Here is a 22,605-nt window from a genome sequence, read left to right as displayed (position 1 = left end):
GAGGCATTGAACAATTAAACGAAGCGATAGCGGAGTTAAAATCTACAAAAACCCCTATTCATTTTATGAATTGGGGTTTTTGTTTTTAGAGTTTTCCTATTTTTACAATTAAATCAAAAAGAAAAGTATGTCTAGGACGTTGGTAGTAGGAGATATTCACGGAGGATTAAAGGCTTTGGATCAAGTGTTAGAGAGGGCAAAAGTTACCACAGACGATCTCATTGTTTTTTTAGGAGATTACGTAGATGGTTGGGGACAGTCTTTCGAGGTCATCAATAAGTTGATCTCCTTGAAGTCTTCTCATCGCTGTGTTTTTTTACGAGGAAATCATGATGGTTTGTTTTTAAACTGGTTGACAAAGTCTAAAGACAATCCAAACTGGTTGTTGCATGGCGGTCAAGCAACTATAGATTCGTATCGCAATCGACCTTACAATTTTATTAAAATACACATCAACTTTTTAGAAAATCTAGAGAATTATTATTTGGATAGTGAAAACAGGTTGTTTGTTCATGCTGGTTTTACTAATGTAAGAGGTGTTGGAGAAGAGCATTTTTCTAAAATGCTATATTGGGATAGATCTTTATGGGAAACAGCCTTGGCAGCCAGAAATTTACCTTTAAACGACAGTTATTACCCTAAGAGGTTGAAACTTTATAAGGAAATATTCATTGGACATACCGCATTGTCCAAGATCGATATGGATACACCTTTTCAAGCGGCTAATGTATGGAATATTGATACAGGAGCAGCATTTACAAATCCGTTAACGCTTATGGATGTGGATACAAAGGAGTTTTGGCAAAGTGATGCTTTGCCCTCATTATATCCAAATGAAAAAGGTAGAAATTAATTGTAAAATACCTTTTAAATCAATTGAGTAATGATAACTTTTATTACTTTTGTAGTGTTAAAAAATATTATTATGATAGCATTAAATATATTTCACGCCATAGATGATTTATTCACAAAAGGATTGTTTTTACCTTTTAAAGCATTACGTTTTAGCGAATCTTGGTGGGGGTCTAACCTTATCAACTTTGTTTTTGTAATTGTTGTTTTGGTGTATTTTGCTTACTGGATGAAAGAGTCTAAGAGGTTTAAAGATACAAATACAGAAGATTCTTCAAAATAAGTAGCTAGATTGGGAAGTAAAAATAAGTTAAAACGTTTTCATGAAAATGAAACTTTTTTAAACGTTATACAGCCAACTAGAGAAGAGGTTATTTCTGGATTTAAACATCAAGGAAAGTGGAATGAATTCTTTGGAAACAACCATCCCATTGTTTTGGAGTTAGGTTGTGGAAAAGGAGAGTATACAGTTGCCTTAGCAAAAAGGAACCCTGAGGTCAATTATATTGGAATTGATATAAAAGGGGCTCGTTTTTGGAGAGGCGCAAAGACAGCAGTTGAAGAACAACTTCCCAACGTAGCTTTTATTCGAACTCAAATCGAATTGGTAGATTTTATATTTGCTGAAAATGAAGTTAGTGAAATTTGGATAACTTTCCCTGACCCCCAAATCAAATATAAAAGGACCAAACACCGTATGACCGGTGATGCGTTCCTGAAGAGATATCACAAGGTGTTGAACACTAAAGGAGTTATGCATTTAAAAACAGACAGTGAGTTTATGCATGGTTATACGCTTGGTTTGTTACATGGACAAGGTCATGATGTTTTATATGCCAATCATGATGTGTATAGGCAAGAAGGAGCTCCCGAAGAAGTCACACAAATACAAACTTATTACGAGGGTCAATATTTAGAAAATGGCAAGGCAATTACCTATATCAAGTTTAAGATACAATTCTAAAAAAACATTGTTTAACTGGTTTGTTATAAGTATACTTTTGCTCCTAGGGCTACCATTTTATAGCTGACGTTTCCAATTTGATAAAATCGATAACCCGCTTCCATTGCATACTGTCTTAGATGGTAGTTAAAGTTTATTTTTGTCTGTGTTATCCCATTGTCATAAAAAGGAGTTTTTTTGTATTCTAAACCAAGACTAAGCGGAACGGAGAGGAAATAACTTACACCCGTATTGTAAGTAAAATAAGCTTTGTTTACCTGAGAGTGAACATAACTAGCCCCTAGACCGTAGTTTAAGCATATTTTTTTTGTTCTGATACGATAGTAATTAACGGTGAGATCGTGCATAAAAAATTGGCTACGGATGTCATTATCAGATTCTAGTAAATACAACTGGTTGTATTCAATGTTTGTGCGTTCTAAAAATCTAAATTTAACATTCAAATTATTCCCATAAGTGTGATTCATGTCTGTCAATACAACATTTGAAAGATCAACTCTGTTTGCGACAAATCCATTGGTGTCAATGGTGTAATCACCTCTCATTTTGTTAGCATATGGGTGTGGAGTGAGCTTCATTTTGGAATGTTTTGTATTTTGCTCAAAAAAGCTTTCAACAAAAATGCCATAGGTAACCTTTGTAGTAATCCAGACGAGAGGTCTGATCAATAACTCATAAGCCATATAGTCTCCAAAAGAAAAGTTCTTTTCGTTTTGAATATTTTTTTCACTGCTAGTCTTTGGAGCCGTTATATTTTCTTTCAAACCCTCTTTCGCTTTGTCTAGCTTTTGTGCAGATAAGGGAATGGAAAACAATAATAGGCTAAATACTAAGAATTTGTATTTCATTTTTTAAATTTGAGTAATCATAACACAAATCAAAAATAGAGATTGGAGTCTAAATCACAAGATTTTTTTCAAAAAGTATTTACTGTTGCGAGACAAATACCTATCGGAAGAGTTACTTCATACGGCGCTATTGCGGTTTATTTAGGCTCAGCTAAATCTGCCAGAATAGTAGGCTATGCGATGAATGCTTCGCACGGAGATCTTACTATTCCTGCACATAGGGTTGTGAATAGAAAAGGATTACTCAGTGGTAAACACCATTTTGAAGGTTCTAATTTGATGCAACAACTTTTAGAGAGCGAAGGGATTGTGGTAAAAGACAATCAAGTCCAAGATTTTGATAAAATATTCTGGGATCCTTGTAAAGTCTTGTGACTTGAAAACACAATCTGTGTAAAATTTTAATTTAAACAAGAGTATAAGAACTCTATAGAACACATTATTAGTGAATAGCTTATCTTTGCTGGTAAATTTAAATACACTATGATGAGTATTACAAAGTCCTCAATACAATCGATTTTAGAAACCATAACGGCTCCTGGCGAGGGTAAGAGTTTGGTTGAGAACAAAAACGTGATCAATATCAATGTTTTTGGTGAAGAGGTAGTGATTGATGTGCAAATTAGCAATCCAACGTTACAGGCAAAAAAGAAAACAGAAACAGAAATTGAAAAAGCTATTGTCGCTCAGTTCTCTTCGGCGAAGGTAAAAGTCAATTTATCTGTTGCAACCAAGAAAGTTGAACCTAAAGAAAATCCTAATCAGATCAAAGGAGATAAAATTCCAGGGATTCAAAATATAATAGCAGTAGCCTCTGGAAAAGGAGGAGTAGGGAAATCTACAGTGACTGCAAACATGGCGGTCTCTTTACAAAAAATGGGTTTTAAGGTAGGGGTGTTGGATGCCGATGTCTATGGTCCTTCCATGCATATTATGTTTGATGTTGCCAAGGCCAAACCTATTTCTATAAATGTTGAGGGGCGTTCTAAAATGAAACCTATTGAAAATTATGGAGTGAAGTTATTGTCGTTAGGTTTTTTTACCAATCCAAATGAAGCAGTTATTTGGAGAGGACCGATGGCTTCTAAGGCATTAAACCAAATGATTTTTGATGCAGATTGGGGAACCTTAGATTTTTTATTAATTGATTTACCACCCGGGACAGGAGACATACATTTGTCTATTGTACAGGCTTTACCCATAACAGGAGCTGTAGTGGTGAGTACTCCACAAAACATTGCATTGGCTGATGCTAAAAAAGGAGTTGCGATGTTCCAACAGAAAAACATTAACGTTCCTGTATTGGGAATTATAGAGAACATGAGTTACTTTACTCCTGCGGAATTGCCAGAAAATAAATATTATATCTTTGGTCAAGATGGAGCAAAACATTTGGCAGAGGATTTAGAAACGGCTTTCTTAGGTGAAGTGCCATTGGTACAAAGTATTAGGGAAGCAGGTGATTTTGGTCATCCTGTTGCTTTACAAGAAGGGACACCACAAGAATCAGCATTTAAAGAAATCACAAAAAATATGGCAGGTGAGCTGGTGAAGAGGAATACAGATTTGCCCCCTACTGAAGCGGTAAAAATCACAACGATGAGTGGTTGTTCAACCAAAAAATAATGTTACTTTTAACAAAGTAAAACCTATTTAGAAAAATGAGTAGAGAAGAGTTACAAAAAAATGTAGAAATTGCATTGGATGAAATACGCCCTTTTTTAGAATCGGATGGTGGAAATATCTCTTTGGTTTCTATAGAAGAAAATATCGTAACCGTTAAGTTAGAAGGCGCTTGTGTAGGTTGTAATGTCAATCAAATGACTCTAAAAAATGGAGTAGAGGCTACAATAAAGAAACACGCTCCCCAAATACAAGAAGTAATAGATATAAGCTAGAACGCTTGCTACACACTTTATAAAATTGAAAATCCCTAACGAAGTTCGTTAGGGATTTTTTGTGATTGTTGAGCTGTTTATTCCTCCAGTTTTTCACTCAATTCGAACCAACGCAACTCTTTGAATTCAATATCATCAATAATTTTCTGAAGTTCATTTGATTTTTTATCAATATCTTCACCTTCGATTTTGCCTTCTGAGAATTCAGTTTCAATCGTTTCTTTCTTACGGTTTAATTTTGAAATGTCGCTTTCGAGGTTGATGTATTCTTTGTTTTCTAAATAGCTAAGTTTAGCAGGTGATTTTTTCTTTTCTTTAATGGCTTCTATTTTAGTAGGAACGATCTCTGGCACGACAGTATGATCTGAATTTTCATACGCTCTAAAGTCTGAGTAGTTTCCTGGGAAGTTTTCGATCACTCCTTCGCCTCTAAAAACAAATAAAGAATCTACAATTTTATCCATAAAGTAGCGGTCGTGGGATACAACTACCAAGTTTCCAGGATAATCTAGCATAAAGGTTTCTAAAACATTTAGGGTAACAATATCTAGATCATTAGTAGGCTCATCTAAAATTAAGAAATTTGGATTTTGAATTAAAACAGTACATAAGTACAAACGTTTACGTTCTCCACCACTTAGTTTTTCAACAAAATCATATTGTTTCTTTTTATCAAATAAGAAACGTTCCAGCAATTGACTCGCAGATATTTTGTGTCCTTTGGCTAGCGGAATAAATTCCCCAAACTCTTTAATAACTTCAATTACTTTTTGACCCTCTTTGATTTTAATTCCAGATTGGTGATAGTATCCAAATTTAATGGTTTCTCCCACCACGACTTTTCCTGCATCAACAGGAGTGTTTCCCGTCAACACATTTAAGAAAGAAGATTTACCGGTACCATTTTTTCCAATAATACCAATACGTTCTCCACGGTTAAAGTTATATTCAAATTGGTCAAGCATCGTCATATTATCCCAAGCTTTAGAAACTTTGTGAAATTCCACAATTTTATTCCCTAAGCGTTCCATGTTAATTTCTAGTTGGACCTTGTGTTCTGCTCGTCTTGCTCTTGCTTTTTCCTTGATGATGTAGAAATCATCTTGTCTAGATTTAGATTTAGTGGTTCGAGCTTTAGGCTGTCTTCGCATCCAGTCTAATTCTTTTTTGAATAAGTTTTTTGCTTTTGCTTGAACCGTTTGTTCTAAAGCGATACGCTCTTCTTTTTTCTCCAAATAGTAAGAGTAATTCCCCTTGTAACTATACAATTGGCCGTTATCCATTTCTATAATCTCGTTGCATACTCGTTCAAGAAAGTAACGGTCGTGAGTAACCATGAATAAGGTAATTTTTTCTTTTGCAAAGAAGTCTTCTAACCATTCAATCATTTCTAAGTCTAGATGATTTGTGGGTTCATCTAAAATCAAAACATCTGGTTTGCTGATCAGGACTGTTGCCAAGGCCAATCGTTTTCGTTGCCCTCCCGAAAGTCCTTTTACTTTTAGTTGTAAATTGTCTAGTTTTAATTTGCTCAATATTTGCTTGTATTGAGTCTCAAAATCCCATGCGTTGTATTGATCCATCATATCAAATGCCAACTGGTATCTGTCAGCATCATCAGGATTTTCTAATGCTTTTTCATATTCTTGAACAATTTTTAGCACTTTACTGTCTGAAGTAAAAATCACGTCTTCTATTGTCTGATTCTCATCAAAATTATCTTCTTGAGAAAGATAGGAGACATGAAGGTCTTTACGGGTGATCACTTGTCCAGTGTCTGGGATATCGTTTCCTGCAATAATCTCTAATAAGCGGGTTTTTCCGGTACCATTTTTAGCTACAAATGCAATTTTTTGGTCTTTGTTGATTCCAAAAGATAAGTTTTCAAACAATACACGTTCTCCAAAGGCTTTAGAAACGTTTTCTATAGATAGATAATTCACGCCAAAATATTTTGAGCAAAAGTAATGGATTTAATTGGTATACTGGACTTCTTTGTAGATAGAGATTAGAAGCTCTATTAAAAAAGATCAAGTTGGGTGTTTTCAAGTTACCAAGCTTCTTTAAATGTTTTTTCTTCAAGATATAACTCTCTACAAAGATTGTTTATTCCTGTGTTTTTTGAGATGCTCATCACTTTTTTTGGCCAAGTTTCTCTAAAGTTATAAGAGTTTGGCTTTCCACCAATGGTGTAGATAAATTTTTTATTTAGTTGGGGGTCGAATAAAATATCGATTCCTTTCTTTCCTATTTGCTGGTCTAGTAAAGACCTTGCTTCACGGTAAGCTTTAATTTTACTAGTATAGGAAATAAATCGGCTCACAAAATCTTTTACATTTTTAAGGTTTGCTTTGGTCATCTCATCAGGATGATTGATGAAAAAATCTAAATGTCTTGTTGTGCCAGCTATACTATCTGGTCTGTAATCTTTTTTTAATGAAGGAGGCCTGTCTTCCCAGATGATATTGGATTTGGAAGTTTTCATTAGTTTTTTTTTATCTAATATAATTGCATTGGTAGCGCGATTTTTAGGCATTCGTAAGGCTGGAAGTTCAGGGTCGTTTCCTACAGCGTTTAAGCTCAGATAATTTCCAGTAATTTGACCAATATAACCCTTTTCCCAACCTGATTCCAAGGCAATTATACTCAAAACTGCCCCAGGTGGCACCTTGTATTTTACACAAATTTTGGTAATCGGTAAGGCAACACGTTTGTATAGTTTGGTGACATGGTTGTATTTCCTGTAGCTATAGGTTTTAGTAGCCGCCTTATCTTTCTTGATTGTTTTTTTTGTTGTGTGTGTTAAGTGTTTTTTTGGCATTAGAGCCCTGTTTTCTTTTGGAGAAACCGTGGTCATGCAAAAAAAATAGAAGACAGAAAGTATGCCAAAGAGAAAAATATATATTCTACGGTTGTACATCTCAATTGATTCTAGGATTTCTCAAATATAGAGAAATATAATAAATAGACATTGAATTTGAAGAGGCTTAGTTGATGAATCAACGAAAAGGAAGGCATCAGAACCGTAATTCATAAGTTTGAAGAGTTGGAAAAATTACATCAGGTTTGGAGCCTATAATTTTAACATATAATTGGAGACTTCATCCATATAGTTTTGTTAAATTTAACTTCTATTCTCCGTTCAAATTATGGATTCATTAATTAGTATAAAAAATTTAAGTATTTCTTTCAATAACCAAGACAAGACCAATAAAGTAGTCTCTGAGATTGGTTTTGAGGTGTTGCCCAATCAGATTGTAGGGGTTGTTGGGGAGTCTGGAAGTGGTAAGTCTGTTACCTCGATGGCCATTATGGGTTTGTTGCCCACGAATATCACCAAAGTGACAGGAAGTATTTTGTACAATGGCCTTTCATTAATTGAGATTGCTCCAAGAGAATTTAGAAAAATCATAGGGAATGAAATGAGTATGATTTTTCAAGAACCCATGACCTCTTTAAATCCAAGTTTGACTTGTGGAGAACAAGTGGCAGAGGTGTTAGCGTTGCATACATCACTTTCAAAAAAAGAGATTGAAGATGAGGTCTTGAGCTTGTTTCAAAAAGTGAAATTACCAAGGCCAAAAAAAATGATGAGTCAATACCCTCATGAATTATCTGGTGGGCAGAAACAACGTATAATGATTGCGATGGCAATAGCTTGTAAGCCTAAACTTTTGATTGCGGATGAACCAACAACGGCTTTAGATGTAGGGGTTCAAAAGGAAATTGTTTTGTTGTTAAAAGCACTTCAGCAAGAAACAGGGATGAGTATCCTCTTCATTACCCATGATTTAGCTTTGATTACTGAAATTGCACATCACATAGTTGTTATGCAAAAGGGAAAGATAGTTGAGCAGGGAAGTGTACATCAAGTTTTTTTGAATCCACAAGAAATTTACACCAAAGCCTTGATTAATGCTAGGCCAAAGATGAATATAAGATTGAAAGAACTGCCATCGGTAACAAGTTATCTAGAAGATGATTTTTTTGAAGAGCAGTACACACCGGAGGAAAGAAATTTATATCATCAAAAAATATACAGTCAACAACCTTTATTAGAGGTAAAAAACCTCAAGACGTATTACTTTTCAAAAAACAGTTGGTTTTCAAAAGGCAATGTAGTCAAAGCAGTCGATAATGTTTCTTTTAGGGTGTATCAAGGAGAGACTGTTGGTTTGGTAGGAGAATCAGGAAGTGGAAAGTCTACCATTGGAAGAACAATTTTGAACCTAGAAAAAGCTACAAGTGGAGAAATTTGGTATGATGGAGTCAATTTACTTTCCTTGTCTTCAAGAGAGAGAAAAAAATATAGACAGGCCATTCAACTGATTTTTCAAGACCCATACTCTTCATTAAATCCTATGATGAAAGTAGGAGAGGCTATACTAGAGCCTATGGTTAGGCATGATATTTTAGAAACCAATGAAGAGAGAAAAAATTATATTTATCAGTTGTTAGCAAAAGTGGGTCTAGAAAAGGAACATTATGATAGGTATCCTCACGAATTTTCTGGCGGGCAAAGGCAGAGAATAGGAATTGCTAGAGCTTTAGCCTTGCAACCGAAACTTATTATATGCGATGAATCTGTTTCGGCTTTGGATGTTTCAGTACAGGCACAAGTATTGAATTTACTTAATAAGTTAAAAAAGGAATTTGAATTTACTTATTTGTTTATTTCACATGATTTGTCCATTGTAAAATTCATGTCTGATCAATTGATTGTTTTGAACAAAGGAAAAATAGAGGAAGTAGGGGATGCAGATATAATTTACAAATCTCCCCAAAAGACATATACTAAAAGACTGATTAGCGCAATCCCAAAGGGGATATAAAACTGTGATTCATGTGAATAAATTGTATATTGCATCAAATTTTTGTGATATGCAATTTAGGTTGTTAGCAGTTTCGATACTGTTATTTTTGGTTTCGTGTGGTGTTAAAAAAAAGACGAATTTGAATATTGAAATTCCAAAAATCAAATACTCAAAACTGATAGAAGAAAACGCTTCTAAAAACATACAAGATTCTGAATCTACTTCCCTAAAGATTAAAGGGAAGATGTCTTATAGAATTGGTAGTACTTCACAAAAATTAGGACTTAATTTTAGAATATCTAAAGGAGAAAAAATTTGGGTGAGTGGAGATTTTTTTGGGATTCCAGTAGTAAAAATGTTGATAGAAAAAGATCAAGTTTCTTATTACAACAAAATTGACAAGACCTATTTTGAGGGTTCATTTGAGTTCATAAAGCAGTTGACGGGTATCAACGTTTCCTATGCTGTTATAGAAAAATTACTCTTAGGAGAAGTAATTTTGGACTTAAATGAAAAAAAATATGACATGACGACTAAAGAAAACGCTTATTTTCTTTATGACAAAATTGCCAATCAATTTTTTGTTGAAGTGGCTATTTATCCTTTTTCTTTTAAAACCAAGTCACAGTCAATAGCCCACGAACACAAGAAAAAATCATTTGCTACTTACTATAACAATTATCAAAATATTGATGGAATAGTGTTTCCAAAAGAGTTTACAATAAAGGCAAAAAATAAAGACATTGAAACCATTATTACGATCAGTTACAATGAAGTTAAGTTCAATGAAAAATTGAGTTTTCCCTTCAAAGTTCCTAAAGAATGTGATCAAAAGATAGTGGTAAATCCAAAAGAAATATAAAAAAAGATGAGTAGAAAAGCCCTTCTGATTTTTAGTGTTTTGTCTTTGATGTTTACGATTTCATTTTCACAAACAGCTAAGCAAAAAGCATTGGAAAAGAGACGCTATCAGTTGCAACAGGAAATTGTAAGAGTCAACAAACTGTTGTTTAAGAATCAAAAAAAAGAAGAAAACATATTAGGTTATTTGAGTGATTTGAACAAAAGGATCCAAGTAAGATCGGACCTCATAAAAGCGATTGTTGCAGAGGCCAATTTTTTTAAAAATGAGATTAGCAAAAATGAAAAGTTAAAAAGTGAATTAGAAAAAGAATTAAAATTTTTAAAAGAAGATTATGCTCAAATGATCCTAAAATCTTACAAAAGTAAGTCTGAACAAAGTAAGTTGATGTTTTTATTGTCTTCTAAAAATTTCTATCAAGGATATAAGCGTTTTCGTTATATGCAACAATATGCAGATTTTAGAAAAAAACAAGGAGACACAATAGTTGCTAAAACAAAAAAAATAGCTGAGATTACTAGTGATTTGAAGGTTCAAAGAAATAAGAAGGAAGCACTGGCTAAGAAGAATAAAGTAGAAGCAGATCAATTAGCTTTCGAGAAAGCAGATCAATTAGATTTGATGAAGCAAATTAAATCTAAAGAAAATCAATATTTAGCTGATCTTAAAAAGAAGCAAGTAGAGGAAAGAAAGATAGACTTAGAAATTGAACGAGTGATTAAAGAGGCAATTGCCGCATCAAGAGCAAGGACTAAAGCCAAAAAGACAAAAATTGATGTAAACGCTAAGCCTTCTGGTTTTGCACTAACCCCAGAAGGAAGAGCTTTGGCAAATCGTTTTGAACAAAATAGAGGTAAACTACCTTGGCCTGTTTCAGAAGGTGTTGTCACAAGGAATTATGGTGTCATACGTCATCCAGTTTACAAAAATAATACTATAGATAGTAGAGGGATATGGATTGCAACCAAAAAGAATGCCAACGCTAGAGCTGTTTTTAAAGGAACTGTTTTGGCAATTCAATCTGTGAGTGGTCGTTATGCTGTTTATGTACAGCATGGAAATTACATATCACTATATAACAACTTAGACAAGGTGTATGTAGCTAAAGGACAGAAAGTTAACTTGAAACAGCCATTGGGAGTTGTTTTTACTGATAAAGTGAGTGGAAATACAGAGTTAAAGTTTCAAGTTTGGAGAGATTCCAAAAAACAAAATCCGATTTATTGGTTGGCTAAAATGTGATCCAAAAATATAGGTGCTGCAAATCGTTGAGCAGGTGTTCTTAGCGGTCAAATAGTGACCTTAGTTCGGTCGCTTCTCTTGCTTTCATTTTTCCAGCGACAACTAAACTTAATTGTCTGCGGTGTAATGCATTTTTGTGTCGTTTCTTTTCTAAATCGGTTTCAGGAATTAGGATAGGAATTGTTTGGGGTTTTCCATTTTCATCAACAGCAACAAACGTATAAATAGCTTCATTTACCTTTGTTTTTTTACCAGAAGTTCTATCCTCAAGGTAAACATCAGCGATTACTTCCATAGACGAGGAAAATGCTCTAGAAACTTTTGCTTCTATCGTCATCATACTACCTAGAGGAATCACTTTTTCGAAAGAGACATTGTTTACTGCCACCGTTACACAGATCATGTTGGCATGCCTTTGTGCTGAAATACAGCAAATTCTATCGATACGAGCTAGTAACTCACCACCAAAAAGACCTTGTAAGGCATTGGTGTCACTGGGCAGGATAATGTCAGTGGCTATGGCTAGAGAATCCGTTGGTTTTTTTGTTTTCATAGAAATCAATCATAAAGCTTATGGTTAAAGATAAGGTTTATTATTTATTGATTAATGAAGAGCCAAGCGTGTTTGTTATCGTTTTTACGGATGTAATTCATGTGATTGATTGCGTCTATTTTGTTGTCAAAAGAAGCGTAGCTAACTTGTGTCAATCCCCATTTGTTTACACCGATAATTTTTGCATCAAATCCTTTTGCTTTTAAAAGGGTTACTTTTCTGGTTGCGTTTTTGGCAATCTTAAAAGCTCCTGCTACAATATGATATTGAAGAGTTTTTTTCTCCTTGATGACCTCTTTTTCAACAGTTAATCTAACCGCGGGTAAAGGTTTTAAGATGTTAAAAGAAGCTTGCTGTATTTGATGGGTTACTTTCTTTTGTGCTAAAACTTCTTGCTGATTTATTTTTTGTTTTACATAAAGATTACCAGCAAATAAAATTCCTAAGGCAATACCAGCACTAGCTATGTATTTACCATAAGGCTTTTTGTTTTCAATATTTGAGGATTTGCTTTTAGATCTTAAGATATAGTCAGCACTCACATCACTTAAGCCAAAAGAGCTAGTGAGGTAATTGATTTTGTTTAAAGGTTCAAAGATCAGGTGTTCGTCATCTAAGTTTAATTGTCCAATTTTATCAAGAAACAAAGGCTCTTTTTGTAAGTGAATTTGCCATTTTTCTACAACATGTTGGATTTTTTCTGCAGCGTCGTCAAAAGTTATATTGAGTGATTTAGCGATATGGTTGATCAATAAACCATCGTTTTGTTGAAGATTTACATTAAAAGAAATGATTTTTGAGGGGGGGCTGAACTGGTGATTCTCGATATTTATTTGACTGGAAATGTTGTTACTCACAAATCCTCCAAAGTCAGGAACAATCACACATTCGTACCTGTATAGTAAATCGCTAATGTATTTAGATAACTGCATCTAACAAAAATATCAAAAAATTGAGAGGTTTCAAGATTTGAACCCTAAATTTTTTAAAACATTTTTTTTGTACCTTCTTGATAAAATTGGATATGAATTTTAATGAGCTTATGTATGCTCTTGCTTTGCAAGAAACTAAAGGAGTGGGAGTCATTACGGCAAGAAAACTTATTGACGTTTATGGAAGTGCCATACAGTTGTTTTTCGCCCACCAAACCCATCGAATTGAAAAAGAGGTAAATCCCAAGTTGTTTCGTCAATTGTTTTCGAAGGCATCTTTGCTAAAAGCGGAAAAAGAGTTAAAACTGGCAGAGGATAAAGGTTTGAAGTGCCTGTACTACAAAGATGATAATTACCCAAGGTATTTGTTAGAAAGTATGGATGCTCCTTTGATTTTGTTTCAAGATGGGAGTTGTGATGTTAACTCTTATGATAGAATCATAAGCATAGTAGGAACAAGAAATATGACGAATTATGGTCGAGGATTTTGTGAACAATTAATCATCTCTTTGAAAGCGTATCAGCCTTTGATTGTTAGCGGTTTTGCTTATGGAGTAGATATTTGTTCACATCTAGAAGCTTTGAAGCACGAGGTGCCTACAGCAGCTGTTTTGGCTCATGGCTATGGAATGATCTATCCCAGTGAGCATAAAAGATTTTACCAGCAGGTGAAAGAAAGTGGTGGTTTCTTATCAGAGTTTCCCTACGATGAGCAACCTCTGAGAGGTAATTTTTTAAGGAGAAATAGGATTGTAGCAGGATTGAGTGAAGCCACAGTAGTTATTGAATCGGCAATGAAAGGCGGTTCTTTGGTTACGGCAGATCTTGCAAATTCGTATCATAAGGAAGTATTTGCTTTGCCTGGAAGATCCTCAGATGTTTATAGTAAAGGCTGTAACCATTTGTTCAAAACCCACAAAGCATCGATGATTACTTCAGGTGAAGATTTAATTGAGCAGTTGGGTTGGAAGAAATCTAAAACGAGTATCGCTTCTAGAACAATACAGCCTCAATTATTTCTAGATTTGGAAGGTGATGAAAAAAAAATATATGAGTTGTTGTCGACGAACTCAATGTATTCTGATGAAATGGCTAGGATTATGGAGCTCCCAATATACAAGATTTCGAACTGTATTTTCCAGTTAGAAATGAAAGGATTGATTGAAGTATTGCCTGGAAAATTAATCAGAAGACTTTAGTTTTTTTTACTGATGTATGTTTCGAGTACTACTGCAGAAATAATAACTCCACCTCCAATTATTGTTGAAAGGGTAGGGATTTCACCTAAAAAAAGAAACCCTAAAAATGTACCATACAGCGGTTGAATACAACTCAGTAATGACACACTAGTTGCTGAGAAGTTTTTGAAATTACGAACCAAATAGGTGTGTCCAATTGCAGTAGTAAAAACGCCTAAAATGAGCAAATGATAAAGTTGATCTGTATAGCTTGCAGTTTCAATATTTATGAAAGCAAAAATTGGAGTTAGCATGACAACAATTAGTCCCGTTTGGTAAAGCATTAATTTAGTGGGATTGTTATTTGTGACTAAACTTTTCATTAAAATATTTCTAACGGCATAAAAAATAGCAGAGGATACTCCGAATAAGATTCCTAAACTGGTCTGGTTTCCAAAACTGAACACCGGTGTTAAGATATAAAGTCCTACTAAAACTAATAATCCTAGTAGCAAATGTTTGGGATTAAAGGTGGTTTTACGAATCGTTGGTTCCAGTAAAGTGGTGAAGATAGGATAAGTGAACAAGGATATAATTCCTAATCCTACTCCTGCCAATTGTAAAGCATAAAAATAAGTAATCCAGTGTCCGGCTTGTAAAAAAGCGGAAAGAAAAAACAGGCCGCCTTCTTTTGAAAGATCAATTTTTAAACTGATCTTTTTGAATTTCACATAGACGTAAATAGCAACAAAAGCAAACAAGCATCTAGACCAAATGGTTAGTGCAGGAGGTAATGAAATATAGTTTCCAAAGGGGGCAGCAGTTGCAATAATGAATAAAGCTAAATTGAGCTCCAGTATATTTTTAAGTTGATTTTTCATAGCAGATGTTTGTTATTTCTTTCCTGTACTCCCAAAGCCACCAGTGCCTCTTTGGGTACTGTCTAATTGTTCTACTTCTACCCAAGTGGCTTGTTCATGTTTTGCAATGACCAATTGTGCAATGCGTTCTCCATCAGTAATTTCAAAAACATCGTTAGAAAGATTTACTAGAATCACACCAATTTCTCCACGATAATCTGCATCAACAGTTCCTGGGGAGTTCAAAACTGTGATTCCTTTTTTTGCTGCCAAGCCACTTCGGGGCCTTACTTGTGCCTCATATCCGTGAGGTAAAGCAATAAACAATCCGGTTTTTACAATAGTGCGTTCCAATGGTTTTAAGAAAATACTTTCTTTTAGATTTGCTTTTAAGTCCAGACCAGCAGCTCCGAGAGTTTCGTATTTTGGTAAATGGTGTGTTGATGTATTGATGACCTGTATTTTCATATGAGATGCGATTTATGGCAAAAGTAAGTCTTATTTATTTTTTGAAAGTCTTTGTTTGATAAAATCTCGTTCTGCTAGAAAAACAATAACTAGAACAGATAAAAGTAGAGTGGTATTGATTATGACTTGTCCTCTAAACAAATAAAAGGACAGAAAACTGAGCCCGGTTACGAAGAGGAGTAGGCCTATGATTTTAGTTGTTTCATAAGGTGTTTCATAATGCTTTTGTCCATAGTAATACGAGATGATCATCATACATCCATAGACACAGAAAGTGACCCAAGCTGCGCCCATATATCCAAAAACAGGAACCACTACAATCAGACCTATGATGGTTAAAATTCCACCTAAAACAGAAAAATACATTCCGTATTTGGTTTGATTTGTGTTTTTGTACCAGACAGATAAGTTGTTGTAAATTCCTAGCATTAAGTTTGCTAATAATATGATTGGGACAATCGATAATGCTTCAAAGTATTCAGGTTTTTTTAGCAGTAGGTTTGCAAAAAAATCAACATATGATACAATAGTAAGTACGATAAATGCACCTAATATTGTAAACCATTTTAAGATAAGAGCATAGGAGGCTCTTGCGTTTTCTTTTTTAGAAATATTAAAGAAAAAGGGTTCTGCGCCCAGTTTGAATGCCATAATGTATATAGACATGAAGACTCCGAGTTTGTACACTCCAGCATATGCACCTGCAATGCTGTCGTTTAAAAATCTAGGCAAAATAAGTTTGTCTAAATTTTCATTTGTCACGTAAGCTAACCCAGCGATTAAAATCGGCCAACCATAGCTTAACATTTTTCTCAAAAGAGTGAGGTCTATTTTAAGTTTGAATTTTAAAAACATAGGGAAGACCATTAGAAAAGTAACTCCACTAGCCAATAGGTTGGCTAAAAATATAAAACCTGTTTTTGATGAGGTTGGAAACCATCCTAAGTAATCGATTGTTTCTTTTTCAGAGAGCATCATTAGAAACAAAACATTGAGGCTGGCAAAAACAGAGACATTGAATACTCTAAAAAGAGCGTAGTTGAGCGACTTGTTTTTTACTCTCAGGTAGGCAAATGGAATCACTGTCAAGGTATCAAACAATAGAATCCCAAGGAGTGTCTTGTAATGTAGCACTTCCTTAAAACCTAAAAGTGGAGCTATTTTGGTTGCAGACAAAAATAAAGGGATCAAAAGAGCCATAGCGACTAATGCAACAGCGCTGAATGAAGTGCTAAGTACTTTGTTTTTCTCTTTTTCAGAATTAAAAAATTTAAAGAAAGTAGTTTCCATTCCAAAGGTTAGCAACACATTAAAATAAGCAGCCCAAACATAAAACTCTGTATTTATATTAAATTGCTGAGTATTCTCTAGTGTTTTGGTGTGTAAGCCTACCAAAAAAACGTTTACCGCTTTAGGTAAAACAGCGGCCAATCCATAAACAAATGTGTTTTTGATAAAAGATTTAATCGTGCTCAATTGGAATTAGATATACTACAAATATATCCTATTTTTAGAGAAGTATTGTTTTTATAATAATTGTTCTTGACACACGTTTGTTTCCTTGTGTTTCCGGAATGTATTCAAACAGCCAAGATAAAGTTGTAGCGTAATAAATGCCAAATACTAAATCTAAATACTTAAATTTGTGAATTCAAAAACCAGATAAATGAAAACAGTACATTCAATTTTAGCAGCTTTTGTAATCATCGCCATTGCGATGGTTGTGTTTAATGCAGTGATGAGTTTAAAGAGAGAAGAAAAGTTCAAAGCCGGAGATCGTAAATTAGGGCTAGTTGCTTTGATTTTAACGCATATTCAGTTGTTGACAGGGTTAGTAACCTATTACATTTCTCCGTGGTACCAAACACTAAAGAATGTGGGTATGGGAAAGGCAATGAAAGATGCTGAATTGAGATTGATGACTGTTGAGCATCCCTTGACAATGATTGTTGCCATTGTTTTGATCACAATAGGCTGGTCTCGTCATAAAAAGTTAGCTGAGGACCAAGCAAAATTTAAATCTTTTGCTATATTCTACGGAATTGCATTCGTGTTGATTTTGTCAAGAATTCCTTGGGCACAGTGGATTTAATAAACCCAATTTTAACAAATGGCGAAGCATAAAAAAATGCCTTTAGGAAAAAAGATACTTGCATATCCACTCTCGATATTGTTTTATCTTATTTACGGTTTGTTGCTTGTTTTTTTTCAACCAGTTCAATGGGTTAGTTTAAAGTTTGGGGGTTATACTGCTCATAAAAGAGCAGTGGATTTGTTGAACGCTTCTCTAACGGTTTCGCTTCGTATTTTGGGAACCAAAGTAAAGTTTATAAACCCTTACACTTTTGATTCTGATGTACCCCATATTATTGTGGCTAATCATCAAAGTTTACACGAAATTTCTCCTTTGGGATGGTTTTTTAGTGGTTTGCATCCAAAATACATCTCTAAAATAGAATTGGGAAAGGGTATCCCAAGTGTTTCTTTCAATTTGAAACATGGAGGTTCTGCTTTGATTGACCGTAAAGACGCAAGGCAGTCATTATCTGAAATCAGAAAATTTGCCAAATACATTACAAAACACAATCGTTCTGGAATTATTTTCCCTGAAGGAACTAGAAGTAGAAATGGTCGACCAAAGAGATTTTCTGAAAATGGTTTGAAAGTTTTAACCAAGTTTGCACCCAATGCAGTTGTGATTCCTGTGACGATAAACCATTCATGGAAATTATGGGAGTACGGAAAGTTTCCAATGAACATAGGAGTAAAAATGACCATTGAAACCCATCAGCCTATAAAAGTCTCGGAGGGTTCTTTTGAAGATTTTTTTGCGGAAGTTGAAGCAAAAATAAAGTCTAAAATAGAATACTAAGTTTACTTGTTAAGCCTAAAGGAGTCGCCATCCTTTAAAAAACCAAACTTTGATCTGGTCTCTTTTATATGTTTTTTCTTGATATTGATTTGACTCAAATGTTCTCCTCCTTTTAGATTTATTAAAGTTTCTCCAAGAGCGTTTATGACTTTAGAATCTCCTTTATAGTCTATATTATTGTTGTCTTTTCCTATTCTGTTTACTGCTACAACATAACTCATGTTTTCTATGGCTCTAGCAATTAATAATTGATTCCAAGCAAACGATCTTTTGGCGGGCCAATTGGCAACGTATAAGGCCAAGTCATAGTCATCGGTATTGCGTGACCAAACAGGGAAACGAAGATCGTAACAAATGAATGGTTTTATTTTCCAGCCTTTGTAATTGATTGTAGAGTTTGTCTTTCCAGCGCTATAGATTTGATCTTCTTTTCCATAGGAAAACAAATGCTTTTTGTCGTATGTCGCTTTGATCCCTTGAGGGGTTACAAATATAAATCGATTATAAAACTTGGTGTTTTCTTGAATGCTTAGCGATCCGCAAATGGCGCAATTTAGTTTTTTCGCCATGTCAATCATCCACAATACGGAAAGGCCTTCCATGGTTTCTGCTACTATAGGGGGTGTAGTGCAAAACCCAGTTGCAAACATCTCAGGTAGTACAATCAAATCTGTATTTACTTTATTTAGTTTTGTTGTGTAGTGCTCCAGATTTTTTGAGGGGTTACTCCATACAACATTTGATTGGACAAGAGTGATGTTTAGGGAGTCAGACATTGATCAAGTGTTAAAGTAAAAAGATACCTGTAAAAGTATTAAATTTTTAAAGAGGATTTGTCTCTATTTGATTTTATAAGTTGTTGTTTTATGGGTGATAGGTTTTTTTATTGAGTTAACTTCTTATTAGTAATGGTTTTAGAGCTTTTTTATAAAGTTAACTCTTGGGTTGGTTTGTGATTAATATTTAATTCTTCTATAAAATTCATGTAGAAATATTACTTTTACGCTACAAACATAGATTTATTTTGAGTAGTTTAAAGGTAGCGGTTTTTGGAGGAGGTAGTTGGGCAACAGCTATTGTAAAAATGTTATGTGAAAATGTTGATCAAGTAGGTTGGTATATGCGTAATACTACTGCTATAGATTATATTAAAGAACACAGTCACAACCCAAATTATTTAACCTCTATAGAGTTTAATAACAAGCATTTGGTTTTGTCAGATGATTTTAATGCCATGGTTAGTGATGCAGACGTTCTTATTTTTGCCATCCCTTCAGCTTTTTTAAATGCTGAGCTCTCTAAGTTAACTCTTTCTTTAAAAGACAAGACCGTGTTTTCTGCTATCAAAGGAATTGTTCCAGAGACAGGATTGATCGTTGGAGAGCATTTGCACGAAATCTACAAAATACCTTATGATCAGATTGGAGTTATCACTGGTCCTTGCCATGCAGAAGAAGTCGCTTTGGAGCGTTTGTCTTATTTGACGATTGCTTGTCAAGATGAAAAAAAGGCAAAGATTCTATCGGATTGTTTGACGTCGGATTATATTTTTTGTAAAACTTCAGACGATATCATTGGGACGGAGTACGCTGCAATGTTAAAAAATATTTATGCAATAGCAGCAGGTATTGCTCACGGACTAGGGTATGGTGATAATTACCAAGCGGTATTGATGTCGAATGCAGTAAGAGAAATGAAGCGTTACATCAAAAAGGTACATAAAATGAAACGTAACATTAACAACTCTGCTTATTTGGGAGATTTATTGGTTACGGGATACTCTACTTTTAGTAGAAATCGTATGTTTGGAAACATGATCGGTAAAGGCTACACGGTTAAATCTGCGATGATGGAAATGAAAATGGTGGCTGAAGGATACTATGCAGTAAAACCAGCTTACGAAATGAATCAGATCAATGGAGCTAAAACACCCATCATTGATGCCGTTTATAGCGTAGTATACGAGGGGAAAAGCCCAAAGAAACATTTTAAGATATTGTCAGAACATTTAGATTGACCTTTTATTCCTCTCTGCTAATTATTTTTTAAGGTGGTCAGAAAATTTCAAGTTTTTCAATTTAAGAACAAATGCCAATAAAGAGTGACTTCATCACTATTCTTTGTTGATGTATAAGCAAGGAGTTGAATTCGTTAATTTCAACAAGACAAATTTAGAGAGTAGTTCCTATTTTTTTAGATTTAAAAAACTAAAAAGCAGTACTTATTTAGCGACAATACCTTCTTTATTTCCCAGTTGTTTTATGACTCTCAAAGCGCCTTGTTTAAGGGAGTTTTTAGGAAATTCAAATCGTTTTTCGTACATGTTCTTGCCAATGAAAAAAGTAGTATTGTAGAAGTTTGTCAATTTAAAAAGGTCTGGAATGACTAGTTCTACTTTGGCAAAAGATTTTGCGGGTAACTTTTCTATCGTCTTTCTCATTAATGAAGTTTCAATCCATTTCTCTTCATCATATCCTTTAGACACTAAAATAGCCATTTCCAAATCTTCATCACGGTCGTTTACCAAATAGGCATTCCAATCATCACATTGAAATTCCTCATTATACTCCTTGACTATAGCCATAAAAACGTCTGTAATTTCTGGGATGACGATGTCTTTTTTCATGAAGTATGTTTAAAAAGAAAAGAACAACACTTTAGTGTTTGGTTCTTTTAAGTAATGTTTTAGTTAACAGATTTAAATTGTTCTAGGAATCGAATGTCATTTTCGTAAAACATTCGAATATCAGGGATTTGATACAACAACATGGCAATACGTTCAATACCCATTCCAAATGCGTAGCCTGAATATGTAGCAGGGTCTATATTCGCATTTTTTAACACATTAGGATCTACCATTCCGCATCCCATAATTTCTAACCAACCCGTTCCTTTGGTTATTTTGTAGTCAGTTTCGGTTTCCAGTCCCCAATAAATATCAACTTCAGCACTAGGCTCTGTAAAGGGGAAGTAAGAGGGGCGTAATCGGATTTTAGATTTTCCAAACATCTCCTTAGTAAAGTATAAAAGAGTTTGTTTTAAGTCTGCAAAAGAAACATCTTTATCTATGTATAGACCTTCTACTTGATGGAAAATGCAATGTGCACGAGCAGAAATGTCTTCATTTCTAAAAACACGACCTGGAGATAATGTTCTTATCGGTGGTTTGTTGTTCTCCATGTACCTCGTTTGTACTGATGAAGTGTGTGTACGTAATAAAATATCTGGATTTTGTTCAATAAAGAACGTGTCTTGCATATCTCTAGCAGGATGATATTCAGGTAAGTTTAATGCTGTAAAATTGTGCCAATCATCTTCTATCTCGGGTCCTTCAGAAACAGTAAAACCAATTCTAGAAAACACTTCAATTATTTGATTTTTGACTATGGATATAGGGTGCCTAGAGCCTAAAGACATCGGTTCCGATGGTCTCGTTAAATCATTTAAGCGACTTGTGTTTAAGTTTGCTTCCTCAATATTATTTTTGAGTTCACTCACTTTAAGCTCTGCAGCATTTTTAAAAGCATTTAGTGCTTGACCAAATTCTTTTTTCTGATCGTTAGATACGTTTTTAAATTCAGCAAAAAGATCATTTAAAACCCCTTTTTTTCCTATGTATTTAATTCTAAATGCTTCGAGTTCTTCTTTAGAGGTAGCCCTGAAATCGTTTACTTCCCCAATTAATTCTTTGACTTTGTCTAACATATTTGTTATTCAGAAATTTAAACTACAAATTTAAAAAACTATTTCAGAGTTTTGAGATAATTAAATTATAGTTTTGAACCTTTTTTATTGTTGTGTTTCTTTGTTTCAGATGAATTTTTATACCTAAATGAAGAGTTCATGTTTTTCTTTAGATTCTTCAATATCTGGTAAAAGCAGTTTTATTCCAACATTCCATGCTTAATCCATTGGTCAAACAATGCTAGCTCAGTGGTGTCTAGTTTTGTGCCGTTTTGAGGCATAAATCCTCTTGTTCCTTGTTTGCGATTGATTCGATCATGAATTAAATCTGCATTAAATTGAGTAAAAATATATTCTGTGTAGTTTGTTTTTGAACCCCCAGTGTGGCACCCAGAGCATTTGTCGTTGATGATAGGTAAAAGATCACGGGTGAAACGAACTTTCTTAGATTCTTCTGCGTTCTCTACCGTATTGCTATCTTGGTTGTCACCGGTGTTGTCTGTAGGATCATTTTTACGATCGTCTACGTTGCCATCATTTCCCTCTTTTTCTTCCTCGAGACTGTTGTCATCATTTGT

Annotated in this window: 25 protein-coding genes; 13 read left to right on the top strand and 12 right to left on the bottom strand. The window is 34.4% G+C overall.

All coding sequences use genetic code 11. The features are described 5' to 3' along the window. Positions 1-127: 127 nt before the first annotated feature. The 3 genes from ABF281_RS03295 to trmB all read left to right on the top strand — a co-directional run bounded on the left by ABF281_RS03295 (position 128) and on the right by trmB (position 1,816). The gene (locus ABF281_RS03295; RefSeq protein WP_347180274.1) at positions 128-853 is read left to right on the top strand and encodes a metallophosphoesterase family protein; all 726 of its coding nucleotides are present in this window, start codon (positions 128-130) and stop codon (positions 851-853) included. Between the two features lie 72 nt (positions 854-925). Then, positions 926-1,135 carry a hypothetical protein gene (locus ABF281_RS03290; protein WP_347180273.1) on the top strand — a complete coding sequence of 70 codons (210 nt, stop codon included), beginning with the start codon at positions 926-928 and terminating at the stop codon, positions 1,133-1,135. 9 nt (positions 1,136-1,144) lie between these two features. After that, entirely contained in the window at positions 1,145-1,816 is a 672-nt protein-coding gene (trmB, locus tag ABF281_RS03285) for a tRNA (guanosine(46)-N7)-methyltransferase TrmB (protein WP_347180272.1), read from the top strand. Positions 1,817-1,839: 23 nt separating this feature from the next. On the opposite strand, the gene ABF281_RS03280 is transcribed toward trmB, so the two are convergent. Continuing rightward, a complete protein-coding gene (locus ABF281_RS03280; RefSeq protein ID WP_347180271.1) occupies positions 1,840-2,664 on the bottom strand; it encodes a hypothetical protein in 825 nt (274 codons plus the stop codon). Positions 2,665-2,706: 42 nt separating this feature from the next. Here ABF281_RS03280 and ABF281_RS03275 point away from each other — a divergent pair, with 42 nt between their 5' ends. From ABF281_RS03275 to ABF281_RS03265, 3 genes are all read left to right on the top strand, one after another. After that, positions 2,707-3,039 carry an MGMT family protein gene (locus tag ABF281_RS03275; protein WP_347180270.1) on the top strand — a complete coding sequence of 111 codons (333 nt, stop codon included), beginning with the start codon at positions 2,707-2,709 and terminating at the stop codon, positions 3,037-3,039. Between the two features lie 111 nt (positions 3,040-3,150). After that, positions 3,151-4,290, top strand: coding sequence for an Mrp/NBP35 family ATP-binding protein (locus ABF281_RS03270; RefSeq protein ID WP_347180269.1), 1,140 nt, complete (start codon positions 3,151-3,153; stop codon positions 4,288-4,290). 35 nt (positions 4,291-4,325) lie between these two features. After that, positions 4,326-4,562, top strand: coding sequence for a NifU family protein (locus ABF281_RS03265; RefSeq protein ID WP_347180268.1), 237 nt, complete (start codon positions 4,326-4,328; stop codon positions 4,560-4,562). 77 nt (positions 4,563-4,639) lie between these two features. Here ABF281_RS03265 and ABF281_RS03260 read toward each other — a convergent pair whose 3' ends face one another. Both ABF281_RS03260 and ABF281_RS03255 read right to left on the bottom strand, forming a co-directional pair. Then, entirely contained in the window at positions 4,640-6,505 is a 1,866-nt protein-coding gene (locus tag ABF281_RS03260; protein ID WP_347180267.1) for an ABC-F family ATP-binding cassette domain-containing protein, read from the bottom strand. Between the two features lie 107 nt (positions 6,506-6,612). After that, a complete protein-coding gene (locus ABF281_RS03255) occupies positions 6,613-7,383 on the bottom strand; it encodes a hypothetical protein (protein ID WP_347180266.1) in 771 nt (256 codons plus the stop codon). A 328-nt stretch (positions 7,384-7,711) separates the two neighbouring features. On the opposite strand from ABF281_RS03255, the gene ABF281_RS03250 reads away from it, so the two are divergent. The 3 genes from ABF281_RS03250 to ABF281_RS03240 are packed head-to-tail and all read left to right on the top strand — an operon-like array spanning position 7,712 to position 11,480. After that, a complete protein-coding gene (locus ABF281_RS03250) occupies positions 7,712-9,394 on the top strand; it encodes an ABC transporter ATP-binding protein (protein WP_347180265.1) in 1,683 nt (560 codons plus the stop codon). A gap of 49 nt (positions 9,395-9,443) precedes the next feature. Then, entirely contained in the window at positions 9,444-10,238 is a 795-nt protein-coding gene (locus tag ABF281_RS03245; RefSeq protein ID WP_347180264.1) for a DUF4292 domain-containing protein, read from the top strand. A 6-nt stretch (positions 10,239-10,244) separates the two neighbouring features. Then, positions 10,245-11,480: a peptidoglycan DD-metalloendopeptidase family protein gene (locus tag ABF281_RS03240; RefSeq protein ID WP_347180263.1), complete on the top strand. Its 1,236-nt coding sequence runs from the start codon at positions 10,245-10,247 to the stop codon at positions 11,478-11,480. A 40-nt stretch (positions 11,481-11,520) separates the two neighbouring features. On the opposite strand, the gene ABF281_RS03235 is transcribed toward ABF281_RS03240, so the two are convergent. Together ABF281_RS03235 and ABF281_RS03230 are read right to left on the bottom strand one after the other, a co-directional pair. Then, positions 11,521-12,033, bottom strand: a complete 513-nt coding sequence (locus tag ABF281_RS03235; RefSeq protein WP_347180262.1) for an acyl-CoA thioesterase — start codon at positions 12,031-12,033, stop codon at positions 11,521-11,523. A 44-nt stretch (positions 12,034-12,077) separates the two neighbouring features. Beyond that, entirely contained in the window at positions 12,078-12,965 is an 888-nt protein-coding gene (locus ABF281_RS03230; RefSeq protein ID WP_347180261.1) for a hypothetical protein, read from the bottom strand. Positions 12,966-13,057: 92 nt separating this feature from the next. Here ABF281_RS03230 and dprA point away from each other — a divergent pair, with 92 nt between their 5' ends. Next, a complete protein-coding gene (gene dprA / locus ABF281_RS03225) occupies positions 13,058-14,164 on the top strand; it encodes a DNA-processing protein DprA (RefSeq protein WP_347180260.1) in 1,107 nt (368 codons plus the stop codon). On the opposite strand, the gene ABF281_RS03220 is transcribed toward dprA, so the two are convergent. From ABF281_RS03220 to ABF281_RS03210, 3 genes are read right to left on the bottom strand one after another with little or no spacing between them, the layout of a single operon-like run. After that, positions 14,161-15,024: a DMT family transporter gene (locus ABF281_RS03220; protein WP_347180259.1), complete on the bottom strand. Its 864-nt coding sequence runs from the start codon at positions 15,022-15,024 to the stop codon at positions 14,161-14,163. The two genes, dprA and ABF281_RS03220, sit on opposite strands and share 4 nt — an antisense overlap. Before the next feature lie 12 nt (positions 15,025-15,036). After that, a complete protein-coding gene (dut, locus tag ABF281_RS03215) occupies positions 15,037-15,471 on the bottom strand; it encodes a dUTP diphosphatase (RefSeq protein ID WP_347180258.1) in 435 nt (144 codons plus the stop codon). Between the two features lie 30 nt (positions 15,472-15,501). Next, the gene (locus tag ABF281_RS03210; protein WP_347180257.1) at positions 15,502-16,947 is read right to left on the bottom strand and encodes an oligosaccharide flippase family protein; all 1,446 of its coding nucleotides are present in this window, start codon (positions 16,945-16,947) and stop codon (positions 15,502-15,504) included. Between the two features lie 190 nt (positions 16,948-17,137). On the opposite strand from ABF281_RS03210, the gene ABF281_RS03205 reads away from it, so the two are divergent. Continuing rightward, on the top strand, positions 17,138-17,563 hold the full coding sequence (locus ABF281_RS03205; protein ID WP_347180256.1) for a hypothetical protein: 426 nt from the start codon (positions 17,138-17,140) through the stop codon (positions 17,561-17,563). Between the two features lie 18 nt (positions 17,564-17,581). Then, positions 17,582-18,343 (top strand): lysophospholipid acyltransferase family protein, encoded by a 762-nt coding sequence (locus tag ABF281_RS03200; RefSeq protein ID WP_347180255.1) that lies wholly within the window; start codon positions 17,582-17,584, stop codon positions 18,341-18,343. A 2-nt stretch (positions 18,344-18,345) separates the two neighbouring features. Here ABF281_RS03200 and ABF281_RS03195 read toward each other — a convergent pair whose 3' ends face one another. Continuing rightward, a complete protein-coding gene (locus tag ABF281_RS03195) occupies positions 18,346-19,119 on the bottom strand; it encodes an amidohydrolase (RefSeq protein ID WP_347180254.1) in 774 nt (257 codons plus the stop codon). 245 nt (positions 19,120-19,364) lie between these two features. On the opposite strand from ABF281_RS03195, the gene ABF281_RS03190 reads away from it, so the two are divergent. Continuing rightward, a complete protein-coding gene (locus tag ABF281_RS03190) occupies positions 19,365-20,360 on the top strand; it encodes an NAD(P)H-dependent glycerol-3-phosphate dehydrogenase (protein WP_347180275.1) in 996 nt (331 codons plus the stop codon). A 204-nt stretch (positions 20,361-20,564) separates the two neighbouring features. On the opposite strand, the gene ABF281_RS03185 is transcribed toward ABF281_RS03190, so the two are convergent. From ABF281_RS03185 to ABF281_RS03175, 3 genes are all read right to left on the bottom strand, one after another. Further along, positions 20,565-20,969, bottom strand: coding sequence for a hypothetical protein (locus tag ABF281_RS03185; protein WP_347180253.1), 405 nt, complete (start codon positions 20,967-20,969; stop codon positions 20,565-20,567). Positions 20,970-21,028: 59 nt separating this feature from the next. Then, positions 21,029-22,048: a phenylalanine--tRNA ligase subunit alpha gene (gene pheS, locus ABF281_RS03180; RefSeq protein WP_347180252.1), complete on the bottom strand. Its 1,020-nt coding sequence runs from the start codon at positions 22,046-22,048 to the stop codon at positions 21,029-21,031. 179 nt (positions 22,049-22,227) lie between these two features. Continuing rightward, on the bottom strand, positions 22,228-22,605 hold a 378-nt coding region (locus ABF281_RS03175; RefSeq protein WP_347180251.1), incomplete at its 5' end, for a hypothetical protein.

The sequence above is a fragment of the Wenyingzhuangia sp. genome, from assembly GCF_039768515.1.
Classification (GTDB): Bacteria; Bacteroidota; Bacteroidia; order Flavobacteriales; family Flavobacteriaceae; genus Wenyingzhuangia.
This window is presented reverse-complemented; position numbering and strand designations above follow the sequence as displayed.

What these genes read in the sequence shown, in the direction of transcription:
- ABF281_RS03295 (WP_347180274.1), top strand. Translation starts at nt 128, where the DNA reads ATGTCTAGGACGTTGGTAGTAGGAGATATTCACGGAGGATTAAAGGCT.
- ABF281_RS03255 (WP_347180266.1), bottom strand. Translation starts at nt 7,383, where the DNA reads ATGCCAAAAAAACACTTAACACACACAACAAAAAAAACAATCAAGAAA.
- ABF281_RS03240 (WP_347180263.1), top strand. Translation starts at nt 10,245, where the DNA reads ATGAGTAGAAAAGCCCTTCTGATTTTTAGTGTTTTGTCTTTGATGTTT.
- ABF281_RS03250 (WP_347180265.1), top strand. Translation starts at nt 7,712, where the DNA reads ATGGATTCATTAATTAGTATAAAAAATTTAAGTATTTCTTTCAATAAC.
- ABF281_RS03235 (WP_347180262.1), bottom strand. Translation starts at nt 12,033, where the DNA reads ATGAAAACAAAAAAACCAACGGATTCTCTAGCCATAGCCACTGACATT.
- ABF281_RS03220 (WP_347180259.1), bottom strand. Translation starts at nt 15,024, where the DNA reads ATGAAAAATCAACTTAAAAATATACTGGAGCTCAATTTAGCTTTATTC.
- ABF281_RS03245 (WP_347180264.1), top strand. Translation starts at nt 9,444, where the DNA reads ATGCAATTTAGGTTGTTAGCAGTTTCGATACTGTTATTTTTGGTTTCG.
- ABF281_RS03195 (WP_347180254.1), bottom strand. Translation starts at nt 19,119, where the DNA reads ATGTCTGACTCCCTAAACATCACTCTTGTCCAATCAAATGTTGTATGG.
- dut (WP_347180258.1), bottom strand. Translation starts at nt 15,471, where the DNA reads ATGAAAATACAGGTCATCAATACATCAACACACCATTTACCAAAATAC.
- pheS (WP_347180252.1), bottom strand. Translation starts at nt 22,048, where the DNA reads ATGTTAGACAAAGTCAAAGAATTAATTGGGGAAGTAAACGATTTCAGG.
- ABF281_RS03280 (WP_347180271.1), bottom strand. Translation starts at nt 2,664, where the DNA reads ATGAAATACAAATTCTTAGTATTTAGCCTATTATTGTTTTCCATTCCC.
- ABF281_RS03290 (WP_347180273.1), top strand. Translation starts at nt 926, where the DNA reads ATGATAGCATTAAATATATTTCACGCCATAGATGATTTATTCACAAAA.
- ABF281_RS03265 (WP_347180268.1), top strand. Translation starts at nt 4,326, where the DNA reads ATGAGTAGAGAAGAGTTACAAAAAAATGTAGAAATTGCATTGGATGAA.
- ABF281_RS03200 (WP_347180255.1), top strand. Translation starts at nt 17,582, where the DNA reads ATGGCGAAGCATAAAAAAATGCCTTTAGGAAAAAAGATACTTGCATAT.
- ABF281_RS03185 (WP_347180253.1), bottom strand. Translation starts at nt 20,969, where the DNA reads ATGAAAAAAGACATCGTCATCCCAGAAATTACAGACGTTTTTATGGCT.
- ABF281_RS03230 (WP_347180261.1), bottom strand. Translation starts at nt 12,965, where the DNA reads ATGCAGTTATCTAAATACATTAGCGATTTACTATACAGGTACGAATGT.
- ABF281_RS03205 (WP_347180256.1), top strand. Translation starts at nt 17,138, where the DNA reads ATGAAAACAGTACATTCAATTTTAGCAGCTTTTGTAATCATCGCCATT.
- ABF281_RS03270 (WP_347180269.1), top strand. Translation starts at nt 3,151, where the DNA reads ATGAGTATTACAAAGTCCTCAATACAATCGATTTTAGAAACCATAACG.
- dprA (WP_347180260.1), top strand. Translation starts at nt 13,058, where the DNA reads ATGAATTTTAATGAGCTTATGTATGCTCTTGCTTTGCAAGAAACTAAA.